Origin of the sequence: Blautia sp. MSK18_10 (assembly GCF_020553185.1) — a bacterium.
Taxonomy (GTDB): Bacteria; Bacillota; Clostridia; order Lachnospirales; family Lachnospiraceae; genus Blautia_A; species Blautia_A wexlerae.
Genome location: NZ_JAJCGT010000019.1, coordinates 49,831 through 63,453 on the forward strand (window position 1 = coordinate 49,831; position 13,623 = coordinate 63,453).

Genomic DNA, 13,623 nt, shown 5'->3' on the forward strand with positions numbered 1-13,623 from the left:
AGGACGGGAGAATGTAGATGTCAGGTTGAAGTTGTACCATAGAAGCATCGAAAGGAGATGTTTCTATGGACTATATCATTACAACGGAACATTTGACCAAGAAATATAAGAACTTCACTTCAGTCAATCATGTTTCGCTTCATATTCGCAAGGGCAGCATTTATGGTTTTCTTGGCCCGAACGGGGCAGGCAAATCCACTACCATGAAAATGCTGTTGGGGTTGACCGCTCCCACAAAAGGCAGCTTTACCATTGATGGGAAACAGTTTCCGCAGGATCGGATTGCCATTCTCAAAGAGATCGGCTCTTTCATCGAAGCGCCATCTTTCTACGCAAATCTCACCGGGCGGGAAAATCTTGACATTATCCGCCGCATTTTGGGACTGTCGAAAGCTGATGTGGAAGATGCTCTGGAACTGGTAGGGCTGACCGAGTTTGGCGACCGGCTGGCAAAACAGTATTCGCTGGGAATGAAGCAACGCTTGGGCCTTGCCGGGGCGCTCTTGGGGCGTCCGCCGATTCTGATTCTGGACGAACCCACAAACGGTCTTGACCCGTCTGGTATCCACGAAATCCGCAATCTGGTAAAATCCTTGCCCAGCCTTTACGACTGCACGGTGCTGATCTCGTCCCATATGCTGTCTGAAATCGAATTGATTGCAGATGACATTGGGATTCTCAACCACGGGCGGCTGCTGTTTGAGGGAAGCATGAATGATCTGCGTCAATACGCCCTGCAATCCGGCTTCGCTGCGGACAATCTGGAAGATGTGTTTCTTTCTATGGTTGAGAAAGATAACATGGACAGAAAGCAGAGGGCAAAATTATGAAAACGCTGGCAATCGAACTTCGGAAAGGAAAGCGAACCGGCGTGATTCCCGTGCTGCTGGCCGTTGGTGTCTTGGGAGCTGCCTACGCATTTGTCAATTTCATTGTGCGGAAAGACACACTCCTGAATTTGCCGCTGGCCCCGATGGATGTCTTGTTGACCCAGCTCTACGGCATGATTATGGTGCTGAATCTGTTCGGTATCGTGGTTGCTGCCTGCATGATCTACAACATGGAATTTAAGGGAAGTGCTGTAAAGAAGATGTATATGCTTCCCGTCAGCGTCCCGGCCATGTATCTGTGCAAATTTCTGATTCTGACGGTCATGTTTTTGGTTGCAATCGTGCTGCAAAACCTGGCACTTGCACAGATTGGAATGACGGACTTGCCGGACGGAGCATTTGAGATGGGTACGCTGGTACGCTTTGCCGGATACTCTTTTCTCACATCCATGCCGGTACTGTCGTTTATGCTGTTGATTTCCGCGCGCTTTGAAAATATGTGGGTGCCGCTTGGAATTGGTGTTGCCGGTTTTCTGAGTGGTATGGCCCTTGCAAATTCGGGGCTGACGCTTTTGCTGGTGCATCCTTTTGTGATTATTCTGAAACCAGCAGTAGCCATGAGCGCCCAGCCTGATTCGACGGTTGCCCTTGTCGCTTTGGTGGAAACACTGTTGTTCCTTGCTGTGGGCTTGTGGCTGGCGAAGTACAGACGCTACGAGTAAGGAGGGATAATAAGAAATGAGTTTTTTGGATTTACTCAAAATCGAGTTTATGAAAGTAAAACGCTCCAAAATCGTACCCCTGATTTTCATTGCACCTTTATTGGTGGTGGTTTCCGGGGTTGCGAATTTGAGCAACTACTTTACACCGGAATACACCAATGCGTGGCCTGCCATGTTTATTCAAAGTGCGCTTGTTTACGCCTACTATCTGCTTCCATTCAGCATGATCGTGGTTTGCGTGATGATCGCAGGACGAGAAACAGGAAATAACGGGATTCTGAAAATGCTGGCGCTGCCAGTCAGCCGCTGCGCATTATCCATTGCCAAATTCTGTGTGCTTACCTTTTATCTGTTTATGGAGATGGTGGTGTTTCTTGTCGTATTTGTAATCGCTGGGTTGATTGCGACACAGACAATGGAAGTAACAGAAACCCTGCCGATCCTGTATCTTCTGAAATGGTGCTTGGGGCTGTTTCTGACTATGCTGCCGTGCATTGCGGCTATGTGGGCCATCACTGTGCTGTTTGAAAAGCCGCTTCTTTCTGTGGGATTAAATCTGCTGCTTGTGATTCCCGGTGTATTGGTTGCGAATACGCCGCTGTGGATCGCCTACCCGTACTGTTACAGCGGTTATCTCGTTTCCTGCTCTCTTCATGACTTTACAGCAGAAACTTCCGACGCCGCTTTTTCGGTGTTTCCGTTCCTGCCGTGCGCGATTGTAGTGTTTGGCCTGTTTTTCGCGCTGGCTGTCACCCAATTTGGGAAAAAAGAAATGAGGTAAAACTATGGAAAAGAAAAAATTTCAATCAGTTAGTATCGCTGCGCTCATTGTGAGCATCCTACCGCTGGCGGCTCTTGCCCCATCGCTTCTGCACCTTTCGCTGTCGGATGGAGTCCGAACCGCTTGGGCCGGAGCCAATATCGTTTTTGTCCTGCTGGGTCTGATCCTTTCGGTGGTATGTGTGCGGAGCAGGGAAAGCCGCAGCATAATCAATATTGTATCAACTGCAATCAGCGTTTTTTGTCTGCTGCTGATGGTGGGAATTGTTGCGCTTGCCATGTTCCTTACTTTCGTTCAGTGAGGAAACAGTTATGCGTAGAGTTGGGAAATTTATTGGATGCTGCCTGATCGCGGTTTCTTTGCGTTTACACAAACCAATGACGACTTGCAGGGACACGGTAGCCGATTGGAGGTTAATTTACCGTGTCCTGTTTGCTTTTTCAAAGTTCGCATGATTTACATCAGTTAAAAAAAGCATTGCTCCTCCTCCGGGCAAGTACAACATTGCATCGGCATTATTGTTCCATGTAATTCAGTATAATAGTGGCTGTTTTTGGCGCGCCAGTTTTCCATCGCGGAAATCTGGCGTTTTTTGTTGCCGTTTTTTCGGAGATGATCCGGTTGTTTGCCGGTGCCGTTCCCCGCCTCCATTCGATTCACTTGTCAATCACCCGTGAATCGAAATGGAGGTACATAATGAAGAAAATTAACCTTCGGGAACTTTATCCTGATGTTTATACAACAGACTTTTTTGTAGATGTGACAGAGGAAGTAATGGAGACTATTCGAGCAGCTGAACGTGCGGAGACTGCGTATGAGCGAAAGATGTATCGCTACAAGGCTCAGTATTCTCTGGATTGCGAGAATGGCATTGAAAATTCGAAAAAGTATATTGAGTATATTGCAAACAAAAAATGCATATGATATAATGCCAGTAGGCAAAATGATAAGGTTAAATTCATTTATAACACAGCAAAAGCCCCAGAGTTGCGACCTCTGAGGCTTTTTTATTCCGTTTGGGCAGGGTGGCTTATTCCCCCAGGCTGGCTACCAGCTGCTATTTTCTATCCAACCATTTGCAAATGTAGTAGGCGATTACACTTGCCAAGACAGAAAGCATAAATGATAAGATCATATCCATTTACAACACCCCCCCCTTTCTGCACCTGTCTAGGGGTGGTAGCTCAACTATTATATCATAGAACAATGTGTACAGAAAGACTATACTTGAAATATATACTGGGATAGTGGTGTGTGAACAGTAACTATGTTACAATTAAGTCTGTAATTATTATTAGTCTTTGACATTCCCGCATCTTTTTGATACTATAGAATCAGTAAAAAACTAGCAGACCTCCCATGGGAGAAATCCTATGGGAGGTTTTTGTAACGAGGTGAGGTGTATAATGAAAAAAGAAAACAATTCTGCACATAACCATAACAGAGGAAGCTTTTCCGGAAGGATTGGTTATGTGCTGGCAGTTGCAGGTTCTGCAGTAGGACTGGGAAATATCTGGAGATTTCCATATCTTGCAGCGAAATATGGAGGCGGAATTTTCCTGCTGATCTATATTCTTCTGACAGCGTCATTTGGTTATGTACTGATCATGTCAGAAACAGCCCTTGGACGAATGACCAGAAAGAGTCCGGTAGGTGCATTTGAGCATTTTGGAAAAACGAAATCCTTCAAAATCGGCGGATGGTTAAATGCAGTGATTCCAATGCTGATCGTTCCTTACTACAGTACGATTGGCGGATGGGTAATTAAGTATCTTGTGGAATATTTCAAAGGAAATGTCCAGGCAGTAGCGGAAGACGGATATTTTGGAAACTTTATTTCCGATTCCTGGCAGGTGGAACTCTGGTTTCTGGTATTTGCGGCGCTTGTATTCATCATCATTCTCGGTGGTGTACAGAACGGTGTAGAGAGAATGTCAAAGATCATGATGCCGGTTCTGGTAGTTCTGGCAGTCGTAGTTACAATCTATTCTGTCACACGTCCGGGTGCTGTTGAAGGTGTGAAATATTTCCTGATTCCGAATGTGAAAAATTTCTCCTGGATGACAGTAGTAGCAGCAATGGGACAGATGTTTTATTCTTTATCCATTGCAATGGGAATCCTGTATACTTACGGTTCCTATGTCCGTAAAGATATGGATATCGAGAGATCTACCACACAGGTTGAGGTTTTCGATACAGGTATCGCAATCCTTGCAGGTCTGATGATCATCCCGGCGGTATTTTCATTCTCCGGTGGAAATCCTGAAACACTTCAGGCAGGACCATCTCTGATGTTTATCACATTGCCAAAAGTATTTGCAAGTATGGGATTTGGTACTGCAACAGGAATCGTATTCTTCATACTTGTATTACTTGCAGCTCTGACAAGTGCAGTTTCCCTGATGGAAACCAGTGTTTCCACATTCATGGACGAACTTCATTGGAGCCGTAAGAAATGCTGCGGTCTGATGGTCGTGATCATGATTGTACTTGGAACCGCATCTTCCATGGGATATGGACTTCTGGATTTCATTCGTATCTTTGGAATGAACTTCCTTGATTTCTTCGATTTTATAACAAACTCAGTAATGATGCCGCTGGCAGCACTTGCAACCTGTATTCTGATTCTTCGTGTTGTTGGTATTGATGGAATGGTAAAAGAAATTGAACAGTCTTCTCCATTCCGCAGAAAGAAACTGTACAGAGTATTTATCAAATACTTTGCACCGATTTGCCTGATCATTATTTTGCTGAGTTCTATTGCAAACGTTTTGGGAATTATCAGTATGTAAAAAATATATGACTCTTTTTACAAAGAATGCAGCATGGATCAACTGCAAGACAAGAGAAGAAGCAACTGCACAGTTCACCAGGAAGAATGGCTGGCAGGCAAACATGGCAGGAAATCTGCCAATGAATGTGTGAAATGTGGTAAGTGGGAAGAAGTATGTCCGCAGCATATTAAGATCAGAGATGAGCTGGAGAAAGTTGCAGCAGAACTTTTGGGATAAATTGCTATAGATAAGAGTAGAAAAGAGGAGTGAAACATGAAATTCGATAAAGAGAAAATGCGCTTATACGCAATAACGGATCGTCACTGGCTTAATGGGCGGAGCCTTAAGGAAGTGGTAAAGGAGAGTCTGGATGGAGGCGTAACCTTTCTGCAGCTCAGAGATAAAAATTCAGATGATGAAACTTTCCTGCAGGAAGCAGCTGAACTTCAGGAATTATGCAGAGATTATAAGGTACCTCTGATCATAAATGACAATGTGGAAATTGCTTTGAAGATGAATGCAGATGGTGTTCATGTAGGGCAGAGTGATATGGAAGCAGGTGCTGTGCGTGAGAAACTTGGACCGGATAAAATCCTGGGAGTTTCGGCACGAACGGTAGAGCAGGCATTGCTTGCACAGGAGCGTGGTGCAGATTATCTGGGGGTGGGAGCAGTATTTGCAACCGGTTCAAAAGCAGATGCGGCAGAACTTCCCCATGAAACACTGAAGGCAATCTGTGAAGCGGTATCTATCCCTGTGGTGGCAATCGGGGGGATCACAGCAGAAAATATATCTCAGCTAAAGGGAACAGGGATTTGCGGTGTGGCAGTGATCAGTGCCATTTATGCTCAGAATAACATTAAAGAAGCAGCAGAAGAACTGAAAGAGGCAGTAGATAAGATTGTATTATAGCAGAAATGAGAGGAAGACAATTATGAGAACTGCACTGACGATCGCAGGAAGTGATTCCAGCGGAGGCGCCGGAATCCAGGCAGATATTAAGACAATGATCACAAATGGTGTATATGCAATGAGTGCCATTACCGCATTAACTGCACAGAATACAACCGGTGTACAGGCAATATTAAATGTAACACCGGAATTTCTGGGGCAGGAACTGGATTCTGTTTTTCAGGATATTTATCCGGATGCGGTAAAAATCGGAATGGTATCAGATAAAGATCTGATTCATGTAATAGCAGAGAAACTGAAACAATATAAAGCGGAAAACATTGTTGTGGATCCTGTTATGGTTGCAACAAGCGGTGCCAAGCTGATCAGTGATGATGCAGTGGAGATATTGAAGCAGGAACTGTTTCCACTGGCTGATGTGCTTACTCCGAATATTCCGGAGGCAGAGGTTCTGGTTGAAATGTCAGTGACCAATGCAGAGGAAATGATAGAGGCTGCCGGAAAGATTTCTGAGACATATCATTGTGCAGTACTTTGCAAAGGCGGACACAGCATTAATGATGCAAATGATCTGCTTTACTATGATGGAAAATATTGCTGGTTTGAAGGAAAGCGTATCGATAATCCAAACACACATGGAACAGGCTGTACGTTGAGCAGTGCCATTGCTTCCAATCTTGCAAAGGGATATGACCTGCAGACTGCTGTAAAACGTTCCAAACAGTATATTTCAGGAGCACTGGCGGCAATGCTTGACCTGGGAAAGGGAAGTGGCCCTATGGATCATGGATTTGCAATCCGAAATGAATATGTGAAAGAAAGTGAAAAGTGAGAATAGCTATGGAAGACAATAAAAAGAAAGGCCTCGGAATGGTTCTGGAAGGTGGAGGTATGCGGGGACTGTATACAGCCGGAGTTCTGGATGAGCTGATGGAGCAGGGGATTTATGCAGATTCTACAGTTGGCGTTTCCGCCGGTGCAATTTTTGGATGTAATTATAAGTCCCGCCAGATTGGACGAACCCTTCGTTATAATACCAGATTCTGCAAGGATAAACGATATATGGGATTGAAAAGCTGGATCACTACCGGCGATCTTTACAGCAAAGATTTTGCATATGGGGAGGTGCCCTGGAAGCTGGATGTTTTTGACACAGAGACATTTGCCAGATCACCCATGAAGTTTACGGTTGTATGCACAGATATTGAAACAGGGAAACCCTGCTATCAGGAATGCAGAATGGGAGACAGGCTGGATGTGGAATGGATGCGCGCATCAGCTTCCCTGCCACTGGCTGCCAGACCGGTAAATCTGAATGGAAGAATGTATCTGGACGGAGGCATCTCAGATCCGATACCTGTAAACTGGATGCTTTCACAGGGTTATGAGAAAAATGTGGTAGTATGTACCCGTCATCCGGGATACAGAAAAGAACATAATAAGCTGATGCCGCTGCTCAGACTGAAGTTCAGGGAGTATCCGGAGCTTGTAAAGCTTCTGGATGAACGTCATATTCAGTATAATCGTATGCTTGATAAAATCGCATATCTGGAAAAAGAGGGCAGGATCCATGTTATCCGCCCGGACAGAGACATCAGTGCAAAACCGGTTGAGCGTGATCCGGCCCATTTAAAGGAGATTTATGAGGTGGGACGGAGAGTGATGAAAGCTGATATGGAGAAACTGAAGGCGTATTTGACAGAGTAAAAAACAGAGAAAAAACAATTACATAAAAACAAATTAAAAACAATTCTTTAACCGAATTAAGTGAGTTCCCTGCAGAGAAGTTATTCGGTGTAGAGATACGTAGCAATGTGGATTAAGAATCTGATAAGAAGAAAGATGGATTTGGAAAATTTTATAACCGAATCCATCTTTCTTTTTGTCTGTAAAAATGTTTTTAGTCTGCAAATCGAAGTGAGATGTTATCAATGAACAGGGGGAGGCAGACTCGTTTGATAAAATATAATGTATAACAGTATAAAACAGTTGACAACAGTTATACGCTGTTATATACTGTTTGTAGATGGAGGAGACACATATGCATATTATAATCAATAATTCATCCATGGTACCTATTTATGAACAGATCATAGACCAGATTAAGTCTGCAATTATCAGAGGAGAGTTACAGCCTGACACTGTATTACCTTCAGTACGCAGTCTGTCAAAGGAGCTGAAGATCAGTGCCCTGACTGTGAAGAAAGCCTACGACAATCTGGAAGAAGAGGGATTTACCGTCACTGTTCATGGAAAAGGAACCTACGTTGCAGCCACAAATAAAAACCTGATGAGGGAAGAACAGCTCAAAGAAGTAGAACATGATCTGGAGCAGGCAATCATGAAGGGCAGAAGATGTGGACTGAACGATGAGGAAATCAGAAATCTTTTTGAAATGATCATGGAGGACTAAGACATGTTGAAAATCAGTCATTTGCAGAAACATTACAGAGGTTTTTCGCTGGACTGTTCTATGGAAGTACAGCCTGGGATGATTACAGGACTTATTGGAAGAAATGGTTCCGGGAAATCCACCACATTTAAAGCTTTGCTCGGCTTGATTCATCCGGATGGCGGAGAGATAGAGGTCTTTGGGAAAAAGGCAGAAGAGCTTAAGCCGGAGGATAAGCGGAAACTGGGAGTTGTTTTTGCAGATTCAGGCTTCAGTATGTATCTGACAGCAGCGGGCGTGGCAAATATCATGAAAAGCATATATCCAGATTTTGACAGAGATGAATTTCTGCAGCAGTGCAGGAGATTCAATCTGCCCACAGACAAGAAAATCAAAGAATTTTCCACTGGTATGAAAGCAAAGTTTAAAGTACTGGCAGCATTAAGCCATAAGGCAGAACTGCTGATTCTGGATGAGCCCACAGTTGGTCTGGATGTGATTGCCAGGGATGAGGTGCTGAACATGCTGAGAGAATATATGGAAGAAAATGAAAGCAGTTCTATTCTGATCAGTTCCCATATTTCATCAGATCTGGAGAGTCTTTGTGACGATTTTTATATGATCCATGCCGGAAAAATTATCCTTCATGAGGATACAGATGTACTGCTGTCAGATTATGCAGTTCTTAAAGTTGCAGAAGAAGAGTACGAAAAACTGGATCAGCAATACCTTATTAAGATCCGGAAAGAAGCTTATGGATACAGGTGTCTGACAAACCAGAAACAATTTTATATGGAAAATTATCCGGATGTTGTAATTGAGAATGGAAAGATTGATGATCTGGTAGTGATGATGGAGGAACAGGTATGAAGGGATTATTTGTAAAGGATATAGAACTGATGAAACAGCAGAAACAGTTTTTTATCATGGTTGTTATAATGGGAGTCATCCTGAATCTGACAGGAAGCGGGAGTGTCAGTTTTGCTGCAGGATATTTTACGATTGTCACAGCAATTTTTGCTATTACGACTATAAGTTATGATGAGTTTGATAATGGTCTTGCATTTCTTATGACCTTGCCGGTTACCAGAAAACAGTATGTGGCGGAGAAATATCTGCTGGGAGCAGGGCTTACGGCTGCAGCGTGGGGAATTGAAGCAATAACGGGAGTGATCTGTAAAGGTGTGGCAGAGCTTCAGGGGTGCCTGAGTGAGAAAATTATTGGCACTCTGATATACATTCCACTGGCACTTCTTATGCTGGCGGTATCGCTCCCGCTTGTAATACATTTTGGAGCGGAAAAAGGACGTTATATTGCAATGGTCATGTGGGCTATTATATTTGCCGTAGTTTATATTCTGATAAAAACAATGGGACTTTCAGCAGACGCAGTCGATGCATGGCTGAATGGACTGAACTGGGGAATGGTATTGGCCGGAGTTGTATTATTTACAGTAATTGTATATATGGGATCTTTTTGGATTGGTGTCCGGCTTATGGAGAAGAAAGAATTCTGATGTGTCTCGAATATGGTTGTAATTATAAAAGCAGTGTGCTAAAATTATATCAGCGTAATTGAATAGCTGTTAAGTGAACATTATCATACACAGATTTTGTGTATGATAATGTGAGAGGGAATCAGGTGAAATGCCTGAACGGTTGCGCCACTGTATACAGAAAAAAGCGGGATTGTAATATGTCATTGCATAAATATGTGAGAAGGCGGAATCCGGCTGTCAGAGAGTATCTGGAAATATTTCTGATACAACATTCATGAACTGCTGAAGCATGGATGTTGTATCAGTTTTTATTTTATGGGAACTTTCTGTGATCTGTGAGTCAGGAAACCTGCCTGACAGCGTAAAGAAGGAGCTTCCGTAAAAAGTATCCGTTATTCTTATCACTTCTATTTTACTTTTTCTGAAGTCCCATCTTTTCGGTTACACGAACAGGTAAATAACATATACGAAAAGAGAGGAAGTCAAATGAAAAACAGGTATTTATCCACAAGAATCATGGCAATTATGATGGCAGCAGCTATGGCAGTTTCCGCAGCTCCGGCAGCTTTTGCAGCAGAGAGAGCAGACTCTGAGACAATCAAAGAGGACAATCAGCCGGCAGCAGATGCAGACTCTGATACACAGGAAGATGCAGACGCACAGGATTCAGCAGATGCAGATAAGACAGCAGACGCAGAAGGTACAAAGACAGAATATCCTCTGACCATCACAACCTATGATTATGATGGAAATGAAATCGAAACAACCTATGAAAAGGCACCGGAGAAAGTTCTTGCTGTATATCAGGGAAGCATTGAAACCATGCTTGCACTTGGCCTGGAAGACCGTCTGGTAGCTACTGCAGGTCTTGACAATGAAGTTCCGGATGAACTTAAAGATGCATTTTCAAAAACAAATTATCTTGATGAATTTACCCCATCCCTTGAGACTGTAACGATGTTGGAGCCAGACATGATCTTATCCTGGAGCTCCCTGTTTTCTGATAAAAATCTCGGAAATGTAACAGACTGGATCGACAAAGGCTGCAACACTTATTACAACACAAACACACGCCCTGACGGAGACAGAACTCTGGAGAATGAATTTACAGACATCTTAAATCTTGGAAAGATTTTTGATGTACAGGACAAAGCACAGGCAATCGTAGATGATGCAAAGGCAGTGATCGATAAAACTCTTACAGCAACAGCAGATGTAGAAGAGAAACCAAGCGTAATGGTTCTGGAACCTCTTGGAGAAGATATCACAAACTATGGTGCAAAGAGCCTTGGTGGAGATATGGTAACACAACTGGGTGCGACTCTGGCAAACCCGGATGCTTCTACAGCAGGAAAAGAAGATATCATTGCAGCAAACCCTGATGTGATTTTTGTTGTATACATGCCATATGCAGGTGATGATCCGGAAACTGTAAAAGAAAGCCAGCTTGCCGTTATTAAGGATGACGAAGCACTTCAGAGCCTTGACGCTGTAAAGAACGGTCGTGTTTATCCGATCATGCTCAGTGAAATGTACGCAAGTGCAACACGTACACAGGATGGTATTGAAACTTTCGCAAAAGGATTATATCCGGATGTGAATCTTGACTGATTGAGGACATAACAGTGAAAGAACAGGGTTCACAGACAAAAAAAGGCAGTGTGCTCAGGACATCCATGTATGTGGCAGTTCTTATCGGGCTTGCGGCATTTCTGATTTTTTCCATTCTTGCAGCAATCACTTTTGGAAATGCAGATCTGTCACTGAAAGATGTTTACAGTGTCATTGCATATAAATTGTTTCATATCAAAAGCCTGTCCGCCTATGCAGAAGGCGCAGTTCACGATGTTGTGTGGCTGATCCGGCTGCCCAGAGTCCTGCTGGCTCTGGCAGTTGGAATGGCTCTTTCCGTCTGTGGCGTAGTTATGCAGGCGATTGTCCAGAACCCACTGGCAGATCCGTATGTACTTGGTATTTCATCCGGTGCATCCCTTGGTGCAACACTGGCGATCATGCTTGGAGTTGGTGGATTTCTCGGTGGAAACTCAGTTGGTGTTCCTGCATTTATTGGTGCAATGGTCACTTCTTTTGCAGTAATTGCCATTGCAAACATGGGCGGAAAAGCTACTTCTGCTAAACTGATCCTTGCCGGAATGGCCGTCAGCGCGGTATGTTCTGCTTTTTCCAATTTTGTTATCTATATCACCAATGACAAAAATGCAGCAACAGAAGTAATGAAGTGGATGATGGGAAGCCTTGCAGGCGCAAGCTGGAGCAGAGTAGGTGTAATGCTTCCTGTTACATTGATCTGTGTAATTATTTTCTGGACGCAATATCGTAATTTGAATCTGATGCTGTTAGGAGATGATGTATCGATCACACTGGGAACTGATTTGCACAGGCTGAGAACTTTTTATCTGATCGTTGCTTCTGTAATGATCGGGTTTGCAGTATATTGTGCAGGTGTGATCGGCTTTGTAGGACTTGTGATCCCTCATGTGATCAGAATCCTTTTTGGAACAGACCACAGAAGATTATTGCCATTAAGTGCACTGCTTGGTGCATCGTTCTTGATCTGGTGTGATGTGGCATGTCGTGTGATCCTGAAGAATTCTGAGATGCCGATCGGTGTGTTGGTATCCATTATCGGTGCTCCGTGCTTTATTTATCTGCTTGTGCGGAAATCCTATGGATTTGGAGGTAGTAAGTAATGAAGATCACTACAGAAGATATTCAGGTCGGATTTCACGCCAGACAGATACTGAAGGGAATTTCCATAGAGTCAAAGGATAAGGAACTGGTAGGGATCATCGGACCAAACGGAAGCGGAAAATCTACATTATTAAAATGCATCTACCGTATCCTGAAGCCAGATGCAGGTGCCGTTTATCTGGACGGCGAAGAACTCCATTCCATGAGCGTAAAAAGCTCCGCCAGAAAAATGGCAGTTGTGGCACAGCACAATTACTACAACTTTGATTTTACCGTACGGGAAGTCGTGTTGATGGGACGTGCACCTCATAAGAAAGCATTGGAACGGGATAATGCAAAAGATTACCGGATTGTTGAAGAAGCACTGAAAACGGTACAGATGGATGCATTTGCGGATCGCACATTTTCTACGCTGTCAGGTGGAGAGCAGCAGAGGGTTATTCTGGCAAGAGCACTTGCACAGCAGACACCTGCACTGATCCTTGATGAGCCGACTAACCATCTGGATATCACACATCAGATCATGCTGATGGAACTGGTAAAGAAACTTAACGTAACTGTAATATCAGCTATCCATGACCTGAATATTGCGGCGGCATACTGCGATAAGATTTATGTATTGAAAGATGGTGTGCTGGAAGGATATGGAACTCCACAGGAAGTACTCACTCCGGAGCTGATCAAAAGGATTTACCGGGTAGATTCGGAAGTGGTAAATGACAGCCGCGGGAAGATGCATATTTTATTTTTATAATATAAGAATTGACAGGCCAGAGTCAGAAAAAATTTTGACTCTGGCCTGTTGTATATGGAGAAAAAAGATGAATAAGATAGGAATTTTAACAACCGTAGCAAGAATTCCCTCACCTATAGGTGATGGGATGAATTGCACATTCGAGCATGTCTGCTCAAATTCATAAAAAATCGAAAAAACACTTGTTCTGATACAATAAATATATTATAATAGAAAAAAGAACAATATGCTCTTGAAATTTGGACGG

Annotated in this window: 16 protein-coding genes, 1 pseudogene and 1 riboswitch; of the genes and pseudogenes, 16 read left to right on the forward strand and 1 reads right to left on the reverse strand. The window is 43.5% G+C overall.

Going from position 1 to position 13,623, the window contains the following annotated elements:
- Window positions 1–65: 65 nt before the first annotated feature.
- The 4 genes from LI074_RS09445 to LI074_RS09460 are packed head-to-tail and all read left to right on the forward strand — an operon-like array spanning window position 66 to window position 2,634.
- The gene (locus tag LI074_RS09445; protein WP_025581230.1) at window positions 66–830 is read left to right on the forward strand and encodes an ABC transporter ATP-binding protein; all 765 of its coding nucleotides are present in this window, start codon (window positions 66–68) and stop codon (window positions 828–830) included.
- Window positions 827–1,552: an ABC transporter permease gene (locus LI074_RS09450; RefSeq protein WP_025581229.1), complete on the forward strand. Its 726-nt coding sequence runs from the start codon at window positions 827–829 to the stop codon at window positions 1,550–1,552. The genes LI074_RS09445 and LI074_RS09450 overlap by 4 nt, the downstream gene beginning before the upstream one ends.
- 16 nt (window positions 1,553–1,568) lie before the next feature.
- Window positions 1,569–2,333, forward strand: coding sequence for an ABC transporter permease (locus tag LI074_RS09455; protein WP_025581228.1), 765 nt, complete (start codon window positions 1,569–1,571; stop codon window positions 2,331–2,333).
- 4 nt (window positions 2,334–2,337) lie between these two features.
- A complete protein-coding gene (locus LI074_RS09460) occupies window positions 2,338–2,634 on the forward strand; it encodes a hypothetical protein (protein WP_025581226.1) in 297 nt (98 codons plus the stop codon).
- Between the two features lie 164 nt (window positions 2,635–2,798).
- Here the strand turns inward: LI074_RS09460 and LI074_RS09465 are convergent, their stop codons facing one another.
- Window positions 2,799–2,984, reverse strand: coding sequence for a hypothetical protein (locus LI074_RS09465; protein ID WP_081018975.1), 186 nt, complete (start codon window positions 2,982–2,984; stop codon window positions 2,799–2,801).
- On the opposite strand from LI074_RS09465, the pseudogene LI074_RS09470 reads away from it, so the two are divergent.
- The 12 genes and pseudogenes from LI074_RS09470 to LI074_RS09525 all read left to right on the forward strand — a co-directional run.
- Window positions 2,946–3,215 (forward strand): annotated as a pseudogene (locus tag LI074_RS09470) (sigma-70 family RNA polymerase sigma factor); the annotation flags it as partial. The gene LI074_RS09465 and the pseudogene LI074_RS09470 overlap by 39 nt on opposite strands.
- A gap of 524 nt (window positions 3,216–3,739) precedes the next feature.
- The gene (locus LI074_RS09475; RefSeq protein ID WP_173698145.1) at window positions 3,740–5,125 is read left to right on the forward strand and encodes a sodium-dependent transporter; all 1,386 of its coding nucleotides are present in this window, start codon (window positions 3,740–3,742) and stop codon (window positions 5,123–5,125) included.
- A 33-nt stretch (window positions 5,126–5,158) separates the two neighbouring features.
- On the forward strand, window positions 5,159–5,344 hold the full coding sequence (locus LI074_RS09480) for a hypothetical protein (protein WP_044951901.1): 186 nt from the start codon (window positions 5,159–5,161) through the stop codon (window positions 5,342–5,344).
- A gap of 36 nt (window positions 5,345–5,380) precedes the next feature.
- A complete protein-coding gene (gene thiE, locus LI074_RS09485) occupies window positions 5,381–6,019 on the forward strand; it encodes a thiamine phosphate synthase (protein ID WP_008705937.1) in 639 nt (212 codons plus the stop codon).
- A 22-nt stretch (window positions 6,020–6,041) separates the two neighbouring features.
- Window positions 6,042–6,851 (forward strand): bifunctional hydroxymethylpyrimidine kinase/phosphomethylpyrimidine kinase, encoded by an 810-nt coding sequence (gene thiD, locus LI074_RS09490; protein ID WP_008705936.1) that lies wholly within the window; start codon window positions 6,042–6,044, stop codon window positions 6,849–6,851.
- 8 nt (window positions 6,852–6,859) lie between these two features.
- The gene (locus LI074_RS09495; RefSeq protein ID WP_173698146.1) at window positions 6,860–7,726 is read left to right on the forward strand and encodes a patatin-like phospholipase family protein; all 867 of its coding nucleotides are present in this window, start codon (window positions 6,860–6,862) and stop codon (window positions 7,724–7,726) included.
- Between the two features lie 334 nt (window positions 7,727–8,060).
- Window positions 8,061–8,432, forward strand: coding sequence for a GntR family transcriptional regulator (locus LI074_RS09500; RefSeq protein ID WP_008705927.1), 372 nt, complete (start codon window positions 8,061–8,063; stop codon window positions 8,430–8,432).
- A 3-nt stretch (window positions 8,433–8,435) separates the two neighbouring features.
- A complete protein-coding gene (locus tag LI074_RS09505; protein WP_173698147.1) occupies window positions 8,436–9,281 on the forward strand; it encodes an ABC transporter ATP-binding protein in 846 nt (281 codons plus the stop codon).
- A complete protein-coding gene (locus tag LI074_RS09510; RefSeq protein WP_173698148.1) occupies window positions 9,278–9,928 on the forward strand; it encodes an ABC-2 transporter permease in 651 nt (216 codons plus the stop codon). The genes LI074_RS09505 and LI074_RS09510 overlap by 4 nt, the downstream gene beginning before the upstream one ends.
- A 74-nt stretch (window positions 9,929–10,002) precedes the next feature.
- Window positions 10,003–10,281: riboswitch (cobalamin riboswitch) on the forward strand.
- A gap of 115 nt (window positions 10,282–10,396) precedes the next feature.
- A complete protein-coding gene (locus LI074_RS09515) occupies window positions 10,397–11,521 on the forward strand; it encodes an ABC transporter substrate-binding protein (protein WP_020993459.1) in 1,125 nt (374 codons plus the stop codon).
- A 14-nt stretch (window positions 11,522–11,535) separates the two neighbouring features.
- Window positions 11,536–12,621 (forward strand): FecCD family ABC transporter permease, encoded by a 1,086-nt coding sequence (locus tag LI074_RS09520; protein WP_265107666.1) that lies wholly within the window; start codon window positions 11,536–11,538, stop codon window positions 12,619–12,621.
- Window positions 12,621–13,376, forward strand: coding sequence for an ABC transporter ATP-binding protein (locus LI074_RS09525; RefSeq protein WP_118521784.1), 756 nt, complete (start codon window positions 12,621–12,623; stop codon window positions 13,374–13,376). The genes LI074_RS09520 and LI074_RS09525 overlap by 1 nt, the downstream gene beginning before the upstream one ends.
- Window positions 13,377–13,623 lie beyond the last annotated feature (247 nt).